This is a genomic window from Lentimicrobium saccharophilum (assembly GCF_001192835.1).
GTDB lineage: Bacteria > Bacteroidota > Bacteroidia > Bacteroidales > Lentimicrobiaceae > Lentimicrobium > Lentimicrobium saccharophilum.
Window position 1 is genome coordinate 1,612,799 of the sequence record NZ_DF968182.1, and the last position, 24,144, is coordinate 1,636,942.

Annotated in this window: 16 protein-coding genes; 8 read left to right on the forward strand and 8 right to left on the reverse strand. The window is 47.2% G+C overall.

The annotated features are described in order from the left end of the window. Positions 1–58: 58 nt before the first annotated feature. The 5 genes from TBC1_RS06070 to TBC1_RS06090 form a co-directional block, all read right to left on the reverse strand. Complete coding sequence (locus TBC1_RS06070) at positions 59–3,217, reverse strand: PKD domain-containing protein (RefSeq protein WP_062039791.1); 3,159 nt, start codon at positions 3,215–3,217, stop codon at positions 59–61. A 462-nt stretch (positions 3,218–3,679) separates the two neighbouring features. Then, positions 3,680–5,968: a DUF748 domain-containing protein gene (locus TBC1_RS06075; RefSeq protein WP_082189502.1), complete on the reverse strand. Its 2,289-nt coding sequence runs from the start codon at positions 5,966–5,968 to the stop codon at positions 3,680–3,682. Positions 5,969–6,051: 83 nt separating this feature from the next. Next, complete coding sequence (locus tag TBC1_RS06080) at positions 6,052–9,804, reverse strand: T9SS type A sorting domain-containing protein (RefSeq protein ID WP_062039795.1); 3,753 nt, start codon at positions 9,802–9,804, stop codon at positions 6,052–6,054. Positions 9,805–9,830: 26 nt separating this feature from the next. Then, positions 9,831–10,232, reverse strand: coding sequence for a hypothetical protein (locus TBC1_RS06085; RefSeq protein WP_062039797.1), 402 nt, complete (start codon positions 10,230–10,232; stop codon positions 9,831–9,833). A gap of 11 nt (positions 10,233–10,243) precedes the next feature. After that, positions 10,244–12,772 (reverse strand): T9SS type A sorting domain-containing protein, encoded by a 2,529-nt coding sequence (locus tag TBC1_RS06090; RefSeq protein WP_062039799.1) that lies wholly within the window; start codon positions 12,770–12,772, stop codon positions 10,244–10,246. Between the two features lie 281 nt (positions 12,773–13,053). On the opposite strand from TBC1_RS06090, the gene TBC1_RS06100 reads away from it, so the two are divergent. Together TBC1_RS06100 and TBC1_RS06105 are read left to right on the forward strand one after the other, a co-directional pair. Beyond that, on the forward strand, positions 13,054–13,770 hold the full coding sequence (locus TBC1_RS06100) for a PKD domain-containing protein (protein ID WP_062039804.1): 717 nt from the start codon (positions 13,054–13,056) through the stop codon (positions 13,768–13,770). 35 nt (positions 13,771–13,805) lie between these two features. After that, positions 13,806–15,104, forward strand: a complete 1,299-nt coding sequence (locus tag TBC1_RS06105; protein ID WP_236695641.1) for a DUF4369 domain-containing protein — start codon at positions 13,806–13,808, stop codon at positions 15,102–15,104. Here TBC1_RS06105 and TBC1_RS06110 read toward each other — a convergent pair. After that, on the reverse strand, positions 15,099–15,824 hold the full coding sequence (locus TBC1_RS06110) for a (Fe-S)-binding protein (protein ID WP_062039808.1): 726 nt from the start codon (positions 15,822–15,824) through the stop codon (positions 15,099–15,101). The two genes, TBC1_RS06105 and TBC1_RS06110, sit on opposite strands and share 6 nt — an antisense overlap. A gap of 130 nt (positions 15,825–15,954) precedes the next feature. Between TBC1_RS06110 and blaOXA the strand changes: the two genes are divergently transcribed. After that, a complete protein-coding gene (gene blaOXA, locus TBC1_RS06115; protein ID WP_062039810.1) occupies positions 15,955–16,770 on the forward strand; it encodes a class D beta-lactamase in 816 nt (271 codons plus the stop codon). On the opposite strand, the gene TBC1_RS06120 is transcribed toward blaOXA, so the two are convergent. Then, positions 16,771–18,003, reverse strand: coding sequence for a 3-phosphoshikimate 1-carboxyvinyltransferase (locus tag TBC1_RS06120; protein ID WP_082189503.1), 1,233 nt, complete (start codon positions 18,001–18,003; stop codon positions 16,771–16,773). It lies immediately after the preceding gene. 13 nt (positions 18,004–18,016) lie between these two features. Beyond that, a complete protein-coding gene (gene aroB, locus TBC1_RS06125; RefSeq protein WP_062039814.1) occupies positions 18,017–19,117 on the reverse strand; it encodes a 3-dehydroquinate synthase in 1,101 nt (366 codons plus the stop codon). Positions 19,118–19,442: 325 nt separating this feature from the next. Between aroB and TBC1_RS06130 the strand changes: the two genes are divergently transcribed. From TBC1_RS06130 to purB, 5 genes are all read left to right on the forward strand, one after another. Beyond that, positions 19,443–20,648 carry a proline dehydrogenase family protein gene (locus tag TBC1_RS06130; protein ID WP_201781636.1) on the forward strand — a complete coding sequence of 402 codons (1,206 nt, stop codon included), beginning with the start codon at positions 19,443–19,445 and terminating at the stop codon, positions 20,646–20,648. Positions 20,649–21,035: 387 nt separating this feature from the next. Then, entirely contained in the window at positions 21,036–21,227 is a 192-nt protein-coding gene (locus TBC1_RS06135; RefSeq protein WP_062039818.1) for a hypothetical protein, read from the forward strand. Between the two features lie 262 nt (positions 21,228–21,489). Beyond that, the gene (locus tag TBC1_RS06140) at positions 21,490–22,131 is read left to right on the forward strand and encodes a lactate utilization protein (protein ID WP_062039820.1); all 642 of its coding nucleotides are present in this window, start codon (positions 21,490–21,492) and stop codon (positions 22,129–22,131) included. A 62-nt stretch (positions 22,132–22,193) separates the two neighbouring features. Continuing rightward, entirely contained in the window at positions 22,194–22,646 is a 453-nt protein-coding gene (locus tag TBC1_RS06145) for a hypothetical protein (protein ID WP_062039822.1), read from the forward strand. A 90-nt stretch (positions 22,647–22,736) separates the two neighbouring features. Continuing rightward, entirely contained in the window at positions 22,737–24,089 is a 1,353-nt protein-coding gene (gene purB / locus TBC1_RS06150) for an adenylosuccinate lyase (RefSeq protein ID WP_062039824.1), read from the forward strand. The last annotated feature ends 55 nt before the right edge of the window (positions 24,090–24,144 follow it).

A 24,144-nucleotide genomic window follows, 5' to 3' on the forward strand; every position in this document is an offset into this window, starting at 1 on the left:
AGCTTCAGAAGACCAAGCAGTTCCTATGAATTATACTTTACCAGGAAGCAGTAAGTTATTATTGAATGATCAGTTTCTTAAGAATTACAGCCTCATTGTTGGTTAGCTTCAGGTAATAAATTCCGGATGTTCCCCGCTTAAGCACCAGCGATGAGCTGAAGTCACTTCCCGGCAAGAGAGAAATTTCCTCATTATAAACCATCTTCCCTTGTGCTGTATATACTTCAAGCAGTGCTGAACCTTTCAATCCCTTAATCATGTAATTAAATTCCCCATCATCCGAAGGATTCGGATATATCAGCAACCGGTTGTCGGAATCCCTTTCATCAATGCCATAACTGCAATTCTGGAATGTGAAATAAGCAGTTATCCCTGCAGTATTCTCACATCCGGTCTGCGGATTAATGACGGTTACCTGAAATTCCTGAACGTCGAAGCTGATGCCCGAGGTTTTGATATCAATGGTCTGATCAGTGGATCCATTGCTCCAGAGATATTCTGACCCTGGGTTTCCTGCATCCAGGGTAATGGTATCATAAACACAGGCGCCGATTTCAACCGGGCTGATCACGAGCACCCTTGGGTCATCAGGGACAAGACTAATCTGCGGAAGCTGGTTTACAGTTACAATCACACTGCCTTCGGTGGTATTATAGCCATCATCTACAACCACTGTGTAAGTGGTTGTGATGGTTGGATTCACCAAAGGCTCCGCTTCGGAGGAGGTGAATCCCGGAGGAACGGATGTCCATGTATAGGATTCATAAACGTTGGATCCACCGCCAGGGATAGCCCTGAGCCGGGTTGAACCATTCCGGCAGATAACCGGATCATCTGCCACAGGATTCACCTGAAGGGGACCTCCTTCGATGGTAACAATTGTCTGCCCCGTTGAGACACATCCTTTGCTGTCGGTTACCTGCATGGTAAAGTTCTGAGAGGCATAAAGATTTTGCGTCGGAGTTACCCACATGGTGGGCGCTACAACAAGATTTGCCGGACTCCATTGATAGGTGTAAGGTGAAGTTCCTCCGGTTACCTGAGAAGTCAGCATGGTGCTGGTACCGTGGGGAATTGTCTGATTGGGGCCTGCATTGGGCACAGGAAGGGGATTAACAATTACCTGAACCTGCACCTGGAAGGTATTAAACCCATCGTAAACCGAAAGATAATATGTTGTTGTAACATCAGGATTTACAGTAACATCTTCAAGGGTTGAATTGAAGCCAGGGGGATTGGATGTCCATGTAAAAGTATAGTTTCCTGAACCGCCGGAAATCATTGAATTCAGCATGGTACTCCCGCCTAAGCAAATTTCTGCGGGATTGGCCTGAATAATTCCCGCCAAAGGTCCGCCGGTGATGTTCACCGTCATGTTATCAGATTTCTGACAGCCATTCCCGTTGTCGGTTGCAGTAAGCGTAAAGTCAGTGGTTGCAGCAAGCAATACGGTAGTCGGTGTCAGTGCCGATGGATTATCAACTTTGTCGGATGGAATCCACTGATAAGTATGGCTACCGGATCCGCCGGAAGCAGAGCCGTTCAGTTGGGTATTGGTTCCGTATGCAATGGTTTTATCCGGCCCGGCACTCACATTTGGAGTCGGAGAAATGGATACCGGCTGGATTATGGATTGTTCACATCCGTTGTTACCGGTCACGGTAAGTCCGACGTTGTAAAATCCGGCACTGGTATAGGAATGCTGCGGATTCTGAAGGTTAGAGGTATTTCCGTCTCCGAATGACCAGGCCCAGGAAGAAATTCCTCCGACAGGGACTGTAGTTTGATCGGTAAACTGTGTCTGTTGCTGGGTACAGGGATTTGAAGTGGTAAAAGCCGGAACCGGTTTGGGCCTTACGGTTACCACAGCCTGACCGGTTGCTGTACCCGAACAGGCATTATTCTGCACCGAAGTAAGCGTATAGGTGGTGGTTTGGGTAGGGTAAACCCAGAAAGTATGAGTGGTTTGCCAGAAGTTAATCACTGTCGGGATTCCACCGAAACCATTGGACATCGTTACCCTGAAAGGACCCACGCTGGTTGCATTGATGGTCAGCAAAGCAGAATCACCTTCGCAGATACTTGTTGTACCGCTCAGGGTTGCTGTAGGCGGATCGTAAACAAATACCTCGGTGTTTGTAGGGTCACTGGTGATACCATTGTATGTAATCGTAAGAGAATATACGCCACCATTACTGTGGGTAATTCCATTGATGCTGGGATTCTGCATATTGCTGATAAATCCGGCCGGGCCTGTCCATTGGTAGGAAGCTCCGGGCACGCTGGCTGCATTTAACTGGAGTGTACCACCAACGCAAACCGGAGAATTGCTGGTTGCCGGAGGGGGAAGAATGGTGCAATCGGTGGTACCTGTACCGCTCTGCTGCTGGAATGTAATATCGCAGGGCTGATTACTGAAATTCGTGATTATCAGGATATAGTATTCTCCGGTCTGACCGTTGGGAATATTGGCAGTTTCGGTAGGTGCAGGCGAATAGCTACAGTCAACAACCTTGCTGCCGGTAAGCCCTCCATTGGTATTATTCATGGGGCATGGAGTAATCGGATCGGCAAAAGGCCCCCACAAACAGAAGTCAATGTCCCGCGAAGGGGTACTGTACATGTAGATACCGATGGGACCAGGATCTTCAATTTTAAGATGATACCAAGCCGGATTGGGCCTGGTGGATAAGCAGCTGTAATTGGGGCCTGCCTGTGCCTGGGTATTTGTTCCGGCCGGAAATGTATAAATAGTTCCGGTACAGAATGGCATTGATTTATGACAGGAATCATTCTCAGTATCACGCTGCCCAGTCAGGGCATAATATTCAAGCCACTCACCATGCTGTGATCCAAGCTGTAGAATCATGGCAGTCTGCGCATCCTTGTCAAGTTCCTCATCCAACGAACAGGCCTTGCTCATAATGCCTGAAACTGCCGTTTCTATCCGGTCGAAACTACTGGCAACCGGATAAATATAAATGATTCCGGTCTCTTCTGAAATCACCACCTTGGCATCGGTTAGTGAGTTAAATTCGCTCACCATTACCATTCGCTCAAAGTAAGAATAATTCATCAATTCAACCCGAATATGCTGATCTTCAGCACCCCGGCTGATAACCTGCTGAGAGTTCACACCGTTCAGGAAAATAAATAATCCCGCTAAAAGCAATCCTGTTTTAGTCAGTGCAACTTTCAGTTTGGCAATTGTTTTCATGCTTTTTTACTTTTTCAATCAATACTGAATATTGACTACCATATTTCCGGGAAATATCAGGGAAATTCAGGCTAATGACCGGTATAACAGCAGAATAATAATCAGCATTCAGATAAGTTTTTATCTGATGCAGCAGTTCTACTGACTAATGACAAATCCCCGGAACAAAACCCCTCCCCAAAAAATGGCGATCAATGCAGTCCCAAAATTATAAATTTATTAATAAGTAACGGACATTACAATGAATTTATTAATAATTTTTCAAATCAGGGTTGGAGATTGCCGGCATAAAAGCGGCAATATGGAGTACCAGGCAGCTCCTTTGATCTGTGCTTTTTCCTGACAATGTTTCATATATTGCAGGATTTCTAAAGATAATATTCCCGGAAAGCACAGAATCAATGCCTGTTAACGGTTGAAATTACGTTTTTCAATACCAGGGAATTCAGCAGGCCGGACAGATCAATTTATTTGTTTCGTTGATGACTCAGATTCAATTTCTTCATCTGAAACGGCAAAACTGATTGCGAAAGAAGGAGTCTGGCCGAAATTTCCGGTATTTGCCGCGGACGGACCGGACATTTTTATCCTGTCGGCAGATATTCCTTTGGATATCAGATAGTTTTTAACATTCCGGGTCCTCTCCTCTTCAATTGCTGAAATCCTTGTCTCTAGATGGGCCCTTCCTGAAAGCTGAACTGACTTTTCCTGAACAGAAGCAAGGGCTGCACTGACACCCGACTGCTCTCCGAGCCATGCCGTAAAACCGGGATCACGGTTTGAAATCTGCCTGATTCGCAAATCATCTTCAGGAGACAGACTGTCACTAAAACCGAGCCCAAGGAATTTCTGTTTTGCCATATAGGTGGCCAGGAATTCTATTTCTGCCTCCCGGCTGTTACCCGGTGTAAAATGAACGCTGAGTTCAGGCTTATTCAATATCACTTCAGCAATCCTGCCGAGTGTAACCAGGTTATCCTGGTCTGGCTGCTGCTGAAGAAATTCCATCTTCATTTCACGGTAATCATCTTCTGATCCTCCGAACATATCAGCCACAAGGCGATAAGGAGCAACTGCAGCCTTGATCGCCAGGTTCTTCAATACCTGAAGCAATGCCTTGCCCCAGCGATAATCAGGATCATCGAGATCGCCCTCAACCGGGATTGACAATCTGATATTCCCTTTCAGGTCCCTTAAAACGGATATGGCCAGCCGGACGGGAATATTCATGGCCGTATTGTTCTGAACCCTTTTCCCGGCTACCACCCTTTCGATAAATAACCTGTTCTCACTTTTCAATTTGTGATCCCTGATATAAATCTCATTTTCAAAAGTAAGGTCCCCGTCGATAAATGGTGTGGCGACATAATATACAGAATATGGATTGATATCGGACAACCTGATGCCCTTTATACTGTAATTCATCTCCATTTCAGAATAACCATCCGGATTAATACTGAGATTCCCGGAAAAAATTCCGGTCTGGTTAAGTTTAGACTTCATGACCACGTTTATTCGTTCACTTGAAGAATTAAGATTTTCCGACGAGATGAAAAGGGAGTCCAGCTCGTACTGAAATTTGTCTTCAAGGGTATAATCAGTATATACAACCCTGCCGTTGGTAATCAGCACTTTACCGGCCTTGTAATTACTCACTTTATACTGGCTTGTATAGAATTGAACATAATCTGCAATCATCCTGAAAAGATTGGCATAATCCTCCACAGGCACCGTACCTGTATTCACTGAATCAACTTCTTCGGCAGCTATCAGCATGCGGTCGAAATTAATTCCGTCATCATAAACGGCAAATTTTACGTAAGGTCTGTCAATATTTATGACACCAAAATGATAGACATTGCCGGCAGAGTTGATGGAATCCGCATCTATAAGAAGTTTTCCGACCGATGCAATCACTTCGCCTGTGGTATCAGCCACTGAAAATTCCCTTAAAACAAAATCCCCTGAGGCGGCAATATCAGCCGGGTTTCCGGCATTGCCGTCAAGCCGCAGGTCGGCACTGACTAAACCTTCAAGGGATTCAACAAGCAGGTAATCCTTCATGTACGGATAAAGATGGGTAAGGCTAAAATCAGTGATCCCCGCTTTCAGATTATACACAGAGGTTTCCTGATTAAAAAACAGATCTGCCGTTAAATCTCCACCCTGATTGAATGCGCAAGTCGCGGAAATACTGATACGCGGATCGGCAGAAGAGATTACCGGGCAGGTTATATTCAGATTTTCGATTGAAATATTCACCAGCGGTGATGCACCCTTATAATTCAAGGTATTATTTCTGATTTCAATATTCCTGACTTCAAAAGCTACCGGCGCTCCGTCAGCCGGTTCCTCAACCGTATCGCCTGCAGCAAACCTGAGTATCAGGTCGTCAAAATTGAATGATTCACCATTCTGCAAAACCTGAATAATGGCATTCTCAATTAAAACATCCTCAACGATATTCCTACCGGTAAGAAAAGACAACAGGGCTGTATTTATCCGGATTTTACCGGCAGCTACAAATAAACCGCGATCATCTGTTTCATAAACCTTTAGCAGTTTTATGCCGACCTTTCCGTTCAGCAGGTTTATGACGAGCCTGTCCATTTCGATCTTTCTGCCGGTCCATTCCCTGCTGTTTTTTTCAATAAGGTATTCAGCGACCGGAGAGATAAATACCGCTAGCAGGATTACAATTCCGGCAACAATTCCCAAAAGAAGCGCAATGAGTTTAGTGAATCTTTTCATCCTTTCTTCAAAAGCAATTTAGATCTGACGGAATATCATTCAGTGTGTTGCGATGAAAGAAGAAATTTCATACTCATCGCGGCTTACCTGTTTATAATCAACTTCTTAACAAAGTATCCGGTGTCAGTGCCGATTTTCAGCAGGTACATTCCTTCAGGAAATCCTTCAAGACCAAAACAGGCCGGATCGCTGTTTTCACCGCTGAAATTATGCGCAGCAAGCAGTCTGCCCCGGATATCATACAACCGGAGTTGAATATCTCCTGATACAAAAGGTAAAATTCTTATACAGACAGTTTCCCTTGCCGGATTGGGAAATACAACAACATCATTAAAATCTCCGCTTTCGTCAATCCCATAGGAGCAATTTATGAAGTTAAACAGCACATTGACCTCCGCCCTTGAAAAACAGCCGGTAGAGAGGTCAGTGACAATAACCCATAATTGCCTGAAATCAAAAGTAATACCTGATGTCCACAGTTGAATAAAATTGCCGGTGGAACCATCGGACCAGAGAAATGAAACCTCTTCTGAAGGAAGCGTAATGTTGATGGTATCGAAAACGCAGGCCAGAATGGTATTATCCTCATGAGGCACACCCGGGGCTATAAGATTGATTGCCGGCAGGTTGATAACAGTTACAGGGACTATTCTTTCAATCAAAGACATTCCGTCTCCGACTTCGAGACGATAGGCTGTAGAAGCCAGTGGTGAAACATTCACTTCAGACTGTTCCGAAATAAGGGTATTTCCATCGTACCACCGGTAGTAATAACCGCTCTGAATTCCACCAAAAGGCAAGGCCAGCAATGTAGTTGAGGAACCAAGGCAGATGGTATCGGGATTGGCAACCGGAGAAGCATTAAGCATACCACCCTGAACAATAACGCTGACCTGATCGGGAGGGCTTGAACATCCATGGTGATCGGTGACTGTGAGAAAAAACAGATTACTGGTATACAGAGGGATGGTTAAAGGATCGGCCACAAAGGGGTTAATCAGCGAATCGGCCGGAGACCAGGAGAAGCTGTAATTTCCCGTGGGTGAGGCGCTGCCCTGGAGTTGGGCACTGCTGCCTGTCTGCAGAAAAATATCTTGCCCGGCACTGGCTGCCGGTAACGGCCAGACCTCAACGCTTACCTGGGCAGAAACGGAGGAGGTTCCGTCGAAAACCACCACTTCATAAACAGTACTTACATCAGGCATTACAAAAGGATACTGAAGGTTACTGAATAACACTCCGTTAATCAGCCAGCTGTATTGATAACCTGAACCTGCGCCGCCCAATGCCTGAACCGAGAGTGCGGTTCCTTCTCCCGCGCATAATGCCGGCGGGTCTGCAAAAGCTGAAATGGTCAGAGGACTGCCGGCTACTTCAATCCAAACCTCATCGCTGGCAGCACAACCATTTACCGCATCGGTGGATGTTAATGTAAAGAGTACTGTTGCCTGAAGAGGCAGGGTTTCGGGCCGCATCACATCCGGGTTGAGCAACAGTGAAGCAGGTTCCCAGTGACAAAGCACCGGGTTGCCTCCTCCCTGAACACTGCCCTTCAGTATAACTGACGCGCCAAAGATTACCGTAGTATCATTCCCCGCGCTTACCTGGGGACCGGGTGCAATCTCAACCTGCAGTGCAGGCGAAAAAGGGCCGGTACCGCAGTTATTGACAACGGCCACCCTGAGATTGGCGATACCGGAAAATGCCGGATCCCAGTTCACTGAAACCGCATTCCCGCTGCCTGTAACCACACCGGCACCTGAAGGATCAATGGACCAGTTATAGCCTGAAGCATTCAGTGCAATCTGAGTGGTGTAAATGCCCGTAGCTCCTCCGGAGCAGAAAAAATCCGGACCCTGAGGCTGCATTGCCTGCGATGGCAATGGACTTACTTCTATCACGAGCGGGTCAGACCATACAGATGAACCACATTCATTCACGCCCCTGACGGCCAGTTGGGCTGTGCCGGAAAATGAAGCAGACCACGACAGGGTGATCTGTTGTCCATTGCCAACAACAATTCCGGCTGACGAAGGCAAGAGCGTCCATTCGTAATGGTCGGCAAAAGCGGAACCTGAAGTAAAATAGGTTGTAAGCCCAGCACCCTGGCACAAAGCCGCAGGGCCGACCGGTGTTCCGGTTTCCTTGGGCAAGGGGTTTATATTTACCTGCAACGGAGGCGAACCCGGACCGGTTCCGCAATCATTAACACCTCTTACCTGAATATAAGCTGTCCCTATAAAATTATCGGCCCAGTTGACCATTGCAGATGTTCCGCTGCCCTGGATGGTTCCGGCCGATGGAGGGGACATTCCCCAAAGGTAACTCGTTGTATTGGCAAGGGGGGGTGTACTGAAGACCGTATTGGGCGGATTCTCGCAGAGGGCTGTTGGCCCCTGGATCGGGGCGCCGGCCGGAGGAACTGAATAAATCTGCACCATAGTTGAAAATACGACCTGCGGGCAGGCAGCAGAAGGAGGAATGGTATTGGTAACCTGGTAAGTTCCTTGTGCAGAAGCCGCCAGGTTGATCTCCCCGGTGTAGATGCTCGCAAATACCAATCCTGGTGGTGTTGCAGAAAAAGTGCCGGCTGAAGAACCCGGCGCAAAAACCGGAAGCGGATTGATCGCCGTGACACAATAACCCGGCTGCGGATATCCAAATGTGGCAGAAGGCGAGGTAACCACTGTAAGTAAAATACTTGCCGTGTCAGGGCAGGAACCTTGCGTGATGTGAGAAATGGTATAGGTCCCCGGATTACTCGCACCCAGATTTATATTACCGGTTGAAGCATTGATCGACAATCCGGGAGGAGTGGCAAAATAAATACCTCCGGGATAAGGTGTAACAGGATTGCCTGAGAAGCCACTCTGGCAAAGCGTTGAGGATCCGTAACCAAAACCCGCGTTATCCTGGGGAATAACAGTGACTGTAACATTATCGGAAAAAACCTGGCCACCGCAAAGATTTACCACGGCGGTATATACCGTTGTCACTGAAGGCGTTACAATAAGCTCCGGCCCGTATCCAACAATGGTACCTCCCGGGTAACCACCGGTATACCATTTGATCCCGCTTGGGACAAACCGGGTGCTTTCGTTCGTAACCACCCATTGGGTGGAATTCCGTCCTGTCGCTGTAAAGGCTGTGGAACCATTGCTGTTATGAACACCCTGGGTAGCTGTTCCACCTGCCCATGTAAGGCAGTTGGGCTTGTTGGTGAGATGATTCTCGACAATGCTGCTCTGTTCGTTCAGGACTATCTGGAAAGACCCGCGGGTTGAGGTACAACTGAACATCGGACATTCATACCAGTAAACTACCAGTTTACGGTTTGGGGCTGTGCCGATGGTTTTATAAAAAACATATGGTGGACCGTAGGCTGAAGTCACGCCCGGATGCCAATCCTGCCAGGGCGCCATAATGCAGTTTTTAGGCACTGTACTGCTTGTGCTGGGAATGGGTGCAGAGGTGTAAGTTGTCCAGGATGAATTGTAGGAAAATCCGACCCAACCGTTGGAACCAATGTAGAATTGCGAGTAATATTGGTTGAAGAAGCAGAACTGAAACCCGATATTAAACGGACCGGCAATCTGGTCGTCCTGATTTCCGCCAAAGGTCACCGGTGTCCCGCCGGAATAAGTCTCAGGTTGATACGGATAGACTTCAAAGGTATAGCTATCGGTACCATAGCCACCTTCTGCCTCAGCAAACAATGTTACCGTTTCACCCTGACAAATGGTAACATCCGGCCCTGCATTAATTTGTGATTTTACCTGAAAATCAAAACAAAAAACCAACGCCACCAAAAGAAAAAAACTCCGGTCATTATGCATTAAACACCCTTTTAAGTTATAGAAGATTAATCTTCAGGGTTAAAGTCCTCAAGATTATGCTCTTTGCCATTGATAATAATCTGCCGGATCCCGATGAACAACAGGATTTTCTTTACGTAAGCGGCATCAGTCGGGTGAATGTAAGAAAGAGTAAAACGATGGAAATCGGAAGATGGCTGATCTACAGCCAGGGTAAAGGTTTCAGGCATCAGAGAAGCCTGGCTGGTAACGGGTTCAATATCAGGAAAATCGTCAATATTAATAAAGAAAACAGTTTTAACTCTGCCATTGTCCTGCAATAAAAAATCCTCCGAGTTCACAAACCTGGCAGTATAACCATCCTGAGCACTGACTGGTTGGCCCATTAAAAAAATAACCGATATGAACAATGGTATCAGCTTCAATATTTCAGGGCCATGGGTTCTCATAACGGACAAAGTTAGTGAATAACCAGTTTCGTGACAACAGTACCTCTTTTTGATGTAATCCTGAGGAGATAGGTTCCGGGGCTGTTATCCGACAAGTCAAGCATAGTTTGACTGATACCCGGCATGGTTTTACTGATTCCGCTGCGCATAATTACACGGCCGCTGAGATCGGTCATGGTGACATCAAAGAAGCCGGCCGGTCCGTCCAGCGCTATGGTTACATTTCTGCGGGCCGGGTTGGGATACACAATGATAAAATCCTCCGGTTTCAGATCCTCAACGCCATAGGAACAGGCTGTAAAAGTAAATGCAACCCCGGCAGCGCCATGGTTGATGCATCCGGTAATCGGGTCGGTCACCCGCACCGAATGTTCCTGAAAGTCAAAACTTATTCCGGAGGTCTTAGTTTCAAGATATCTTTCCGTGGATCCGTTGCTCCAAAGGTACTGAGCGCCGGCGTTGCCTGCATCCAGGATCAGGGTATCGTAAACACAAACCTGAATATACCCGCCCTGAATATAATATTCCGGTTTAATCAGGTTTACTTCAGGAAGCGGATTAACCTCAACAGTTACCTGACTTTCAATGGTATTAAACAAATCATTCAGGATCAATGTGTAGGTTGTAGTTCCGGAAGGGGTTAACTGAACGGTTTCGCCGGTTGAGATTTCCGTATCACCGACTTTCCAGCTGTAAAAATAATGCGGATAGTTGCCGCCACTGGGCAGTGCGATTAATTGCACCGTATCACCCATACAGATAACCGGGGGAACTGCCTGAGGCACAACTGCCAGGGGGCCTCCTACAACAGTAACCATCATTTGATCCTCTTCGCTTACACAACCATTTGCATCAGTAACAACCAGGCTGAACAAAGTAGAGTTGTTCAGTTTCCTGGTAACAGGGCTCTGTATGGCCGGATTCCATAGCGAATCAGCCGGTTGCCACTGGTAATCGAAAGGAGGCATTCCTACCCCTGCACTCCCCTGCAATTGGGTAAAAGTCCCGTGATTAATCTGGATATCAGCCCCGGCATCTGCAACCGGTAAAGGATGTACTATAACTGTAACCTGTGAGCTGACAGGATTGAAGCCGTCGTCCACAATAACCGTGTATGTGGTTGTCTGAACCGGCTCCACTACAGGATTCTGAAGCGTTGAGGACCAGCCGTCCGGTGCGCTCCACTCGTAAGTGTAGGGCTGCTGGATATTGCCGCCGAATGCATTTACTTCGAGCTGGGTGGAACCTCCGTAACAGATTTCATCGGGGCTGGCAGAGGCTGAAGCTGCAAGAGCATCGCCCACAAATAATGTCGCAGCAGGCGACATGGTGAGAGGAGGGCAGTCACCGCTGACGAGACATCTGTACTGATACTGTCCAAGCTCAAATGTAGCAGGATTGATGGTCAGCGTGTTTGTATTTGTTCCGGAATAAGGGGCAACTTCGGTAAGATATTGCCAGAATGCGGTCGGATTGGGCCGGTACTGCCACCTGAAACTGGTATCTCCAAGCGTTTCAACATGAAAAACAGCCGTTCCGCCAATGGGCACCATCTGATCCTCAGGGCCTGCCAGCACGGTTGGAAGCGGATCAAGTTGAACATCAAAGGTCTTCCCGTGCGGCAGTGAATTATTCGAACAGAGGTCAACCACATTTCCGATCAAACGCAGTTCATATTCTCCGTTTTCATACATCGGCGGATAAAACTCGATGGTAAAGAACTTCTCCTGCTCGCCACCGGCCTGACATCCTGCCCCGTTGACGCTGGTCACCGTGTGCTCGGTTCCGTCAGGACCAACAAGCAGGAAATCAGAAGGATTTACCGAAAGACAACGCAGGTTCTCGGTAAAACCAAAATACAACGAAGTGGCTCCGGCACATCCGATTTCATTATCAATAAACGCAATGGTTGCTGCAACATCATCATAGATTCCTGCTGTTGAAGCTCCAAAATCAAGGGTATAACCAGCCGACGAAGAAGCTGTCCAGTTACTTATACATAACACATAGGTATCTCCTCCCTCAACGGGCAGGTCGGCATTCCATTTATTGGTAGGCCCGCCGCCGTTACAATGTGAGCTCCCGCCATTGGGACTGCTGATACCGGTCGAGCCGTGATAACCCGCCCCCCCGGCAGCATTACAGCTCTCCTGCATGAAAGCCGCGTTGTTATATATATCGCTGCACTCCATGTCGTTCAGGTTATAAACCGCCCAGTCGTAATCGTCATTCGGGTTAACCGGAGTGATTACAAAACGCAGCATTCCGGATGTCTGGACAGAAATCACGTACCAAATGGTATTGGTCTCTCCATCCATACAACTGCGCGGACAACTTTGATTCGGGTTGATTTCATCAGGATAATTTCCAGAGCCAAGCGGCACCAGTGGCTGATCATAGAAACCGGTGCAAACCGGGATGGCCCCCAGGCAATCCTGAATGGTAGGAACCTGCGACCAGGAGTAACCGTAAAAAGCTATTGCAAAAACAACCGTTAAAAAGAGACCAGACCTGTTTCCCTTGTAGGAAAGATAATTCATGACATCAATGTTTCCGTTATAAAAACCTGTTTATAACGATTTAACAAAAAGGAAAGTAAACAATAAGTTGCTGAAAAAGCAAGCACACAGGCAAATTTAAGAATAATATAACCCGGAATCAGGAGTTCATAAAAAAAATGAAATCTGCCGTATTCCTCTCCTCCCGATGCAGCTGTGAAGGGGATTCGGTAAATCGGAAATGCACAATTCAAAAAAAATGTGTTTTTTTGTGTACGCTTGCGTCTGTAAAGACGTTATAATCCTGTCAATATACTCAAATTATGCACAAAAACCAATATTCCAACCGGCTGTTTTGCATTATTTTACTTGCTTCTCCGCTGATGTTTATAAGTTGCATCAAAGAAGAAAACAACACACTCAATCACCTCCCGGTAGCCCGCTATACCGTGAATCCGGCAAGGGGGGAAAACAATACGCAATTTGTATTTGATGCTACGGGTGTCTCCGATGCAGAAGACCTGGCAAGCCAGCTGCAGATATGCTGGGACTGGGACAATGACGGGTTTTATGACACGGATTTCACAACAGAAAAGACATCCACCCATCAATATAATGCCACAGGAATTTATTTCCCGCTGATGCTGGTTCGTGATACAAAGGGCATGAAAGACTCAATCAGGCACATGGTTGTAGTGGTCAGCGATCTGTCAAACCAGCCGCCGGCAATGCCTGCTTATATCACCCCGCCAAACTGGCAATCGTGGATGGAACCGGAGGTAATTTTCAAGTGGACATGCAGTGATCCCGAAAACGATGAAATAACCTTTGACCTCTGGACCGGCCGCAGCGCTGAGGCCATGTTCCCGGCAGCGACCGGAATTTCGGAATTCAATATGGAGAACGGACGAAAGGTTTATCAAACCACCCACGCAGGATTTGAGCTTAAAAAAACCTATTACTGGCAGATTTATGCAAAGGATGTTGCGGGCAATTATACCGCTGGTCCGGTTTGGCGCTTTACAACCCGCCCTGAATAATGCGGGCAAGGCTATTTTCTTTATTGACCCTATTGATGCTGCTACAGGCGGGATACACTGCCGCAGCAAGGGAATTCACGATCAGTGGTTGTATCGGAGGAACCGGAAACTCCGGAATTTACCTTTACCGCTTCTACGGAGATCTTGAAATAAAAACCGACTCTGCAAAAACAACTCCCGAAGGATGTTTTACCTTTCACTTGAATGATTCCCTGCCTCCGGGCCAATACCGTCTAATATTCAATGGCAACCGATTTCTTGACCTTGTTTTTAATCACGGGGATATCAGTTTCTCTACAACCCTGGACCACCTGATCGACAGCATCCGGTTTACCGTTTCCGAAGAAAATGACTTGTATTACAAATACCTGAAATTCAGGTCAAAAAGCAGATACCGTATCCGGCAATTGCATAAGCAGCTTAAGTCCTTTCCTGAGGATAACCCACAATACAGGAACACAAGACAGGAAATAATGAGCCTGGTGAAGCAGGAAAATGACTTTACCCAAAGGCTGCTCAACGGGCGGGAGAACTATTTTGCAGCAAGGCTGGTTCAGATCGACCGTGAACCCCAACCCGATCCCGCATGGTCGCAGGAGCTCCGAAACCGTTATGTTTTCAGCCGGTTTCTTGGCTACCTGGATTACAGCGATACCCTGCTGCTCTATACCAATGCCTTCTCAGCCGAGATCATTTCTTACCTCTCTGTTGTTACGGCCCTGTGGCCCCAACCCGACAGCACAGCATACGGATTCAGGCTCGCTGCTTTTAACCTGCTGTCAGCCTCAGGCAATTCGGAGAAAATGTTCGGTTTCATCAAAAGTTATCTTATCCGGGGATTTACCCGTCTGGGTTATATCCGGCTTGCGGAAGAGCTTGACAATACAAGTTACAGGGATAATTGCTTTACCGGAGCACTCACGACAGATGCCTCGTTGCACCGGGAAATGTTGACCGGAAAAAAAATTCCTGCATTCAGCAAGTTAAAGGGGTGCACAAATCAACAAACGGATGGAAATGACGCCGGCTTACTGATTATTCTTTCAGCTCCCGGTTGTATCTGGGATGAAAATATGAGACACAATGTCATGCAGTCACTGATACTGTCGCCATACGGCAAATACCGGGCGCTTACCCTGACCGCTGAAGGAACGGACATCATTCCTGTCAACGATAAGGAAAATATTTGCATCCGGGGTAAAAAGGAATATGCAAAAATCCGCCGCATCGCCGGACATCCCCGGGCTCCCCTGCTGATTGTAACGGATTCCGGAGGAACCATTGAAAAAACCGCCGGTTCATGGGCTGCACTGTTAAACGGGAGTGAACTATAATTCCCAGCCAGAAGCCAGAATATCCACGATGTGAATGGTTTTAAGCGGAATATTGTGTTTGCTGATATACCCTTGCATGTGCATGAGGCAGGAACTGTCGGTGGATACAATGTATTCAGCCCCGGTCTTAAGTGCCATTTCAACCTTATGAGCAGCCATAGCAGTTGAAACGGGTTCATTTTTGACAGAAAACATACCGCCAAACCCGCAACAGGTCTCCTTATCCTCCATTTCAACCAGTTTCAGCCCGCGTACATGCCTGAGCAGGATTCCCGGCTCATCCTTAAGACCGTATTCCCGGAGAGAAGCACAACTGCTGTGCCAGGTAACGACATGATTAAAGGTGGCACCGGTATCTTTTACATTCAGAATATTAACAAGAAAATCCGTGATTTCATAGATATTCTTTTTCAGGGTACGGTATTCATTATGCAGGGCAGAATTGTAAAACATTTCGTCATAATAATTCCTCACCATACCCACACAGGAAGCTGAAGGGGCTACAACATGACTGCAATCCTTAAAATCACGGATAAACTTCTCACCCATAGCCTTTGCATGATCCCAAAACCCGCTGTTGAAGGCGATCTGACCGCAACAGGTCTGATTCTTGTTATATCGGACTGTAACTCCGGCCTTTTCAAGCACTTTTACCATGCTGAAACCTGTCTCGGGGTAAAACTGATCAATAAAGCAGGGTATAAATATATCTACAACCATAGTGTAGCGAAAAATTTTAACAAACCTACGCTATATTTGCGGAAGAAACAACCGGTAAGGAAAAAACCGCTTACTTTTTCTGATTTTTGAACGCTTTAGCTACTGCATTGATAAATTGATAACAAAAGGCATGAAACCTGGTTTTATTTGTTCGATAATTCTGCTAATCAGCCTTCTGACAGGGATGGCAATAAAGGCACAGGAGGCCTCAACGCCCGATCCGTCTTCATGGGATACCATTTTTTCAAAACATCAGGTTAACGGCACCTTTGTATTATATTCTGCTGCAAGGGACAAATACTACACATGGAACAAAAAAAGGGCTGACACCAGGTATCTGCCGGCATCCACCTTCAAGATTCCGAACACCCTGATCGGATTTCAGACAGGAGCCATCAGGAGTGCGGATGAAGTCTTCGAATGGAACGGCACGGACTATGGTTATGATGCATGGAACCGCGACCTTAGCATCAGGGAAGCATTCAGATTATCCGCAGTATGGGTCTACCAGGAAGTTGCCCGTCGTGTTGGCAGGGAAGCGATGGATTCACTTTTGCAAATCTGCAGATATGGTAACATGAAGACCGGACCTTTTATCGACAGCTTCTGGCTCGATGGGGATGTGGCCATCTCGGCCAACGAACAGATTGGATTCCTCAATAAGCTATGGAGCCGTCAATTGCCATTTGACAAAAATTATCAGCAATTGGTTACCGGGATCATGCTTGCCGAAACATCCGGAAACCGAAGATTATATGCAAAAACAGGCTGGGCAGCCCGCATACAAAAACAAGTCGGGTGGTATGTTGGGGTCGTTGAAACGCCTGAAGAAATCTGGATCTTTGCGCTGAACATCGATATCAGGCAGACGGCTGATCTGGACGCCCGCGTAACCATCAGCAGAACGATACTCGACAAAGAAGGTATCTTTCCCTGGCCAGGATAATCAATCGGACTCCAGTGTAAATCCGGCGCTTTTAAGGTGATCCCAGAATGCCGGATAAGACTTGGAAACCACCCCGGGGCAGTCGATCACAACCGGACCGGCCTGCACGCTCAGCATTGCAAAAGCCATGGCGATACGATGGTCGGCATGTGATGATATCACATCCGGCTCCTTAGCGTCCCTTCCGGGTAACAGCACCATCCGTTCCCGCGCAGGAGAGTATGCATGGTATCCCATGCGTGCAAGGCCTTCAAGCATTGCTTCAATCCTGTCGCTCTCCTTAATGCGCAGGGTCGAGAGCCCGGAAAATTCCGCCCGGCAACCTTTCCCGGCACAGGCGGCCACCATGGCAGGGAACAGATCAGGAGTTCCGGTAAAGTCGATGTTGATTTTCGCTGTGCCGCCCGGCTGATGCTGCAGGATGAGTTTATCTCCGCTCCAGCGTGAGTTCACCCCGGCATTCCTGAACATATCTTCCACCACCCGGTCGCCCTGGGCCGAACCGGGCCTCAGACCCAAAAATGTGATGTTGCTCCCGGGTTTCATTGCCACAAGGGCATACCAGAAGGCCGCAGCCGACCAGTCAGCCTCAATGCCTGGATTAACAAGCTGATATACTCCTGGATGAATACGGATGAAAGGCAGGTCTGTCTCAACATTGATGCCATGTTCCCTCATAAGCCCGGCGGTAAGCTGAATATACGGCAGCGAAACGGTTTCACCATCAAGTATCAGTTCAAGGCCTTGTTTCATGGAGGGGGCAATCATCATCAGGGCCGAAACAAACTGGCTGCTGACGGAAGAATCGATCCTGATGCTGCCTCCCTTCAGACTGCCACCGCTTATTTTTATCGGAGGAAAGCCATGGTTGCCCTGATACTCTATGATGACGCCAAGTTTTGCGAGGGCGTCCACCAGCGGCCCGACCGGACGCTGCAGCATGCGTGGTGATCCGGTAAGCAGGCGGGTTCCTGAAGTTACCGCCATCAGTGCAGACATAAACCTGAAAACAGTGCCGGCATCACCTGCATTAAATTCATTGCTGCCGGGCAGTGTAATCAGCTGCCGGATCAGTGTATGCATGATCCTGGTGTCATCGCAATCCGGCTCTTCACCATAAATGCTGCCGTCTGCGAGAAAACGGATAACCATTAGCCTGTTGGCTATACTTTTCGACAGAGGGAGTTTAACCGTAAGAGGCCGGACGACTTCCGGCGGAATAATCCGTAGCATCCGGCAAAAAAAATTATTCTGTTAGCCGCCCGAAATCGGTGAAACGGAAAAGACTTTCCCGGATGATTGCCGGCTCGCACTGCTGACCTTCCACCGCATGCCCTATATTACGGAGCAGGGTCAGCATAGTCCGTCCTTTCTGGTTTTTCTTATCGTAATTGGTAATCTCTACCAGTTCATCGATGGCGGTTGTCGGAATTTTATAATGGTTGAAGTTCAGGAGGATCTGCCGTACCAGTTCATCGCGGTCAGAATGACTTAATCCGGCAATACGATATGAAATATATGCTTCGCAGATCATCCCCATGGCAATTGCTTCACCATGGGTAAGCGGGGATTTATCGTTGCGCAATGACCAGGTTTCAAAAGCATGCCCGAGGGTGTGTCCGAAGTTAAGCAACCGGCGCGAGCCCTGTTCAAGGGGGTCAGCGTTTACAATTTCTGCTTTGATCCTGATTGCTTCAAGAATCTGATCATCCCAACTTGAAACCACGGCCATGGGAATCCTGATCAGCCTTTTCCAGAAATCCGCATCAGCGATCAGGGCATGTTTAATCATCTCGGCATAACCGGATAATAACTGACGGTGCGGCAGCGTGCTCAGAAAGCCAGACCATACATAAACGGCAGCAGGAGGTGCAAAGAGCCCGATCTGATTTTTCAGGGAATAAAGATCTACCCCGGTTTTTCCTCCCAGTGAAGCATCTATCATTGACATCAGGGTGGTAGGAATATTTACATATTCCATTCCCCTGTGAAAAACGGATGCCGCAAAGCCTCCGAGATCACTTACCATGCCGCCGCCAAGATTTATCAGCAACGATTTTCTGTTAGCCCCTGCAACAGCCATCTGATTCCACACCTGCTCGCAGGTCGCAAGGGTTTTGTGATCCTCTCCGGCCGGAATTACAATTTTGTAAGCCCTTTCCATCTGAGGTACCATGCCGGCAAGCAACGGATAGCAATGCTTGTCCGTATTTTCATCGGCAAGGATAAAAACAGATTCCTTGTTCACGAAAAGCGTTGTCAGGTTGTAACGCAACTCTTCAAGGGCCGATGGTCCGACATATACCGGACTGCCTGCAATCTTAAATGTCTGCATCTTCTTTGCCATAATGCAAACATACAGCAACTTTGCTGAAATTACCAGAAAAAATCACAATTGACCGTTAAAAATGATGAATGACCAAACCAAATTTCTGTAAAGTAAAATTCATGATTATACAATCCATTTTCTCCCTGCGCACTTCCAACGTATCAGGCACGCCTGAATTGCGGTAGCAGACTTATTTTACATCTCATTATCAAATAGTTAATCTATTGTCAATGGCAGTTTCCTGAAATCAGGGCCGGTTTTGTGATATCATTAACCTTGCAGATATTTAATTTTTAATTTTTTCAAATTTTCCGGCACTTTTTATCGGGTCAATTAAGTATTTTTGAAAATCAATATTACGGGGCTGCCATCAAATATGGAATTAAACTTTAACAACACTGAAACAGCTTTTAAAAGCAAGACAAACAGGGACCTCAAGCGTGCCCTTTGGCTCTTCAGGTCGCTGGCCAGCCCCCGGCTGGTCAGAATCGCCACCTGGATGACCAACACGGCTCTCAGGCTGAAGGTCCCTGTAAACTGGCTGATCAAACCGACCATCTACCGTCATTTTGTGGGCGGGGAAACCCTTGAAGAATGTGCAGGAACGGTCGCCCGGCATAAAGAATTTAACGTCTGCTCTATATTGGACTATTCCGTTGAAGGCAGCCACGATGAAAAAAGCATGCAGGAAACCCTGCTCGAAACCCTTAAATCAATCAGAAACGCCGCCGGAGAAACGGGCATCCCCTTCGCTGTTTTCAAACCAACCGCATTCGCCGTTCCTGAATTGTTCAACAATGCAGAACCCGGCCGCCCTCTTGAGGGACAAATGGAAAATGAATACTACCGCTTCCGTTCAAGGGTAAACGTGCTGTGCAACGAAGCCTTTAAACTTGACGTTCCGCTGATGATTGATGCGGAAGACAGCTGGTATCAGCACCTGGTTGACGATACAACCGAGGAAATGATGCGTCGTTATAACCGGGAGAAGGCGATTGTTTTCAACACCCTGCAGATGTACCGCCATGACCGGATACAGTTTTTAAAGGACAGCATTGCCAACGCAAGGGAGGGTAATTATTTTCTCGGGGTAAAACTGGTCAGGGGGGCCTATATGGAGAAGGAACGCGAAAGGGCAAAAGCAAAAGGTTACCCCTCTCCTATACACCCTGACAAAGCCGCCACCGATGCCGCATTCGACGAAGCTATCAGAATCTCACTCGACAACAGCGATATCGTCAGCGTGTTCTGTGGCTCGCACAACGAAACCAGCAACCTGCTGATGGCTCAGGAAATCCTTAAAAGGGAGCTCCCCGTGAACGACAACCGTTTCTGGTTTGCTCAGCTCTATGGCATGAGTGACCACATCAGTTTCAACCTGGCAAACAGCGGATTCAATGTGGCAAAATATGTTCCTTATGGCCCTGTGAAAAATGTAATGCCATACCTTTTCAGGAGGGCCGAAGAAAATACCAGCATCGCCGGACAAACCAGCCGGGAGCTGAGGCTGTTGAAAACTGAAATCGGGCGAAGGAATTCAACCCGGTAACCATCACCGGTTTCACCGGTTCATCCTCTCTTTTTACTGACCCGCACACCATTTTTCCGCTTTCACCGATTTCGTGAGTGCTGTCCCCCGACAACCCCATATTTTTGTGGCTGTAACCAATTATAATACCGGAAGCCATGAAAAAATTACACACCTGGACATCCATCGCAATCATCATCGCCACTGCATTAATAGCTGCTTTCCTGATGTAATAAGTCCTGAAATTATCTGGCCGGCAGGCCGGAGTTAACCGTGGTTAACCTGCTGATTGATTCAAATACTAAAAAATTGTTAAACACGCCCTGTCAATAAAACAAGCCAGACGATTCGTGCGTTACAGTATCTGAAACTACTGAAACACCAAGTCTCACCTAAAACTACTGTGCCATGCTGGAATATTCAAAAACCATCCTTCAAAAGGTCAGTTTCAACAGGGATCTGTTTAAGAAAGAACTGTACAAGGCAATCAGATTCCTTAAACGGGAAGAGATTGTTCTGCTGCAGATATGGTGTATGGTCAGTTTTAACGACAAATATGCCGATATCATCCGGGAGGTTTTCCGGAATATCGCACGCTAGCATTCAACCACAAATACATGAAACCGGCAGATCCGCCGGTTTTTTATTTAAAAATGATTTGTCCCGAAGCAATCATTTATATCTGTAAACATTACACAACCAGCCTTCTGCTATCAGCCTTAATGGCAATTTGATTAATGCCTTATGCTGATTCAGGCAACAAAAACTGTGTCAATATCGAGGTTAAAACCGGAATGTCAGCAGGAATTCACCATTTATTAAACTTACATCCTATATTTGCTGCTGATCAAATCCTAAATGAATGAATGATTATCAGGAATGGCACAATGAAGTCGTTGCGGACAGGGTGATCGGGAACCTGAAAAGAAACCAGTTTGAGGCCATTTATTTCAGTAAATCAGCTGAAGCATCAGACTTTATCTGCAACCGGATAAAGCAAGGGATGAAAGTGGCTTTTGGCGGTTCAATGACAATTAGAACACTTGGGATGCGCGAGAAAGCCTCAGCACTGGGGGCTATACTGATTGACCATAGCAAACCAGGCCTCAGTGAATCAGAAAGACTGGAAGAAATGCGCAGGGAACTGACGGCAGATATCTTTCTGTGCAGCACCAATGCACTTACCCTGAAAGGAGAACTGGTTAATGTTGACGGTTATGGTAACCGCGTGGCTGCCATGATCTTCGGGCCCGGGCAGGTATTGGTAGTGGCCGGAATCAATAAAATTGTCAGGGACGAGCAGGCTGCATTTGAACGGCTTAGGAGCACTGCAGGGCCCATGAATATGAAACGGCTTGGAAGAAACACTCCCTGCGCTTCCGATGGCATCTGCCATAACTGCAGTTCAGAGGAACGGGGTTGCAGGGCATACACCATCATCCGGAAACAACCGGCACAAACCCCAACCACGGTAATCATCATCGGAGAAAACCTGGGTATGTAAAATTGCAGGATCCGTTTTTTTTCTAAAAATCATCATTCAAACGATAACCATAAACAAGAGATATGGAAACAAAGCAAACCGGATGGACGATCATCATAGTTTTCGCTATAATCCTGGTCACATTTATCCTCTCTGCCGTATTGTTGATTCCGAAGGGTGAAGGCGGAGTTTTCCTGTTAGCATTCTCACCCGTCCTGCTATTGGTCATGCTTTTATTTTACCAGCTCACTGTTAAGATAGATCATGAGACCATAAAAATCCGTTTTGGCATCGGCCTGATCCGGAAAAGCTGGAAATTATCAGCCATTGAAGGTGCCGCACCGGTCAGGAACAACTTTTTCCATGGGTGGGGCATACATTACACCCTGAATACAGAGGTATACAATGTAAGCGGGTTCAGTGCGGTGGAACTAAGTTTCAGAAACAGCAAGCGCAAAGTAAGAATAGGGACAAGTGAGCCGGAAAGACTGGCCGGTCACATCAACCGGATGCTGGAAAAAAACGAAAGGATTTGAGATTCTTTTCAAAAAAGAATGAAAAAGTAAAAAAAGTTGCTATCTTTAAATTTGCTTGCTTACATTTGACCCGATTAATATGTTATTGCCATGGAATTAACACCTTTAAATGCGATATCGCCCGTTGACGGACGTTACAGGAAACAGGTTGAAGTGCTGGCCTATTTCTTTTCAGAAGCAGCGCTGATTAACTATCGCGTATTTGTTGAGGTTGAATACTTTATCGCCCTCTGCGAACTGCCCCTGCCCCAACTGAACGGCGTTACCAAAAGCGATTTTGAAAAACTCAGGGCACTCTGCCGCGATTTCACTTTTCAGGATGCTGCAGAAGTAAAGGAAATCGAAAGCATTACCAACCACGATGTGAAAGCTGTGGAGTATTACCTGAAAAAGAAATTTGACAAAATGGGACTGGGCAAATACAAGGAATTCCTGCATTTCGGCCTTACCTCCCAGGACATTAACAACACCGCCGGCCCTTACGCCCTCAAACTGGCTATCGATGAGGTAATCCTGCCCGCTTATGAAGACCTGGCTACCAAACTCGCCCAGAAAGCAAAACTCTGGAAGAATGTACCCATGCTTGCCCGCACCCACGGCCAGCCCGCCACCCCGACCACGGTCGGAAAAGAATTGTATGTATTCACCGACAGGCTGAAACAACAGATTAAACTACTGAAAGCAGTACCTTTCAGCGTGAAGTTCGGAGGCGCTACCGGCGGGCTGAATGCCCATTATGCAGCCTACCCTGAAACCGACTGGGTATCATTTGCCGAGAACTTTACCAGGCATCATCTGGGTATGGAAAGGCAGAAAGTAACCACTCAGATTGAGCATTACGACAACATGGCCGCCCTGTTCGATGCCATAAAACGCATCAACATCATACTGACCGACCTCTGCAGGGACATCTGGGCCTATGTATCCATGGACTACTTCAGGCAGAAGATCAAAGCCGGGGAAGTCGGCTCATCAGCCATGCCGCACAAGGTCAACCCCATCGACTTCGAAAATGCAGAAGGAAATCTTGGTGTCGCCAACGCGCTGCTTGAGCACCTCTCATCGAAACTGCCGGTTTCAAGGTTGCAGCGCGACCTCACAGATTCCACCGTAACCCGCAATATCGGTGTTCCGGTTTCCCATACCATTATTGCAGTAAAATCTATTGCCAAAGGCCTGGGTAAGCTGCTGCTCAACGAAGATAAAATTACAGCTGACCTTGAATGTAACTGGGCGGTGGTTTCCGAAGCCATACAGACCATTCTCCGGCGCGAAGGCTACCCAAAACCTTACGAAGCCCTGAAAGAACTCACCCGAACCAACACCCGTGTAACCCACGAACTGATCATTGAATTTATCGACGGACTGCATGTGAGCGATAAAGTTAAGAAAGAGCTGAAAGCCATCAGTCCGCAGACTTACCTCGGCAAATTCACAATTTAGCGTTTTACCCCGGTCTTCACCGGAGAAGTTAGTAATGACAGCCAGTAAATGCCAC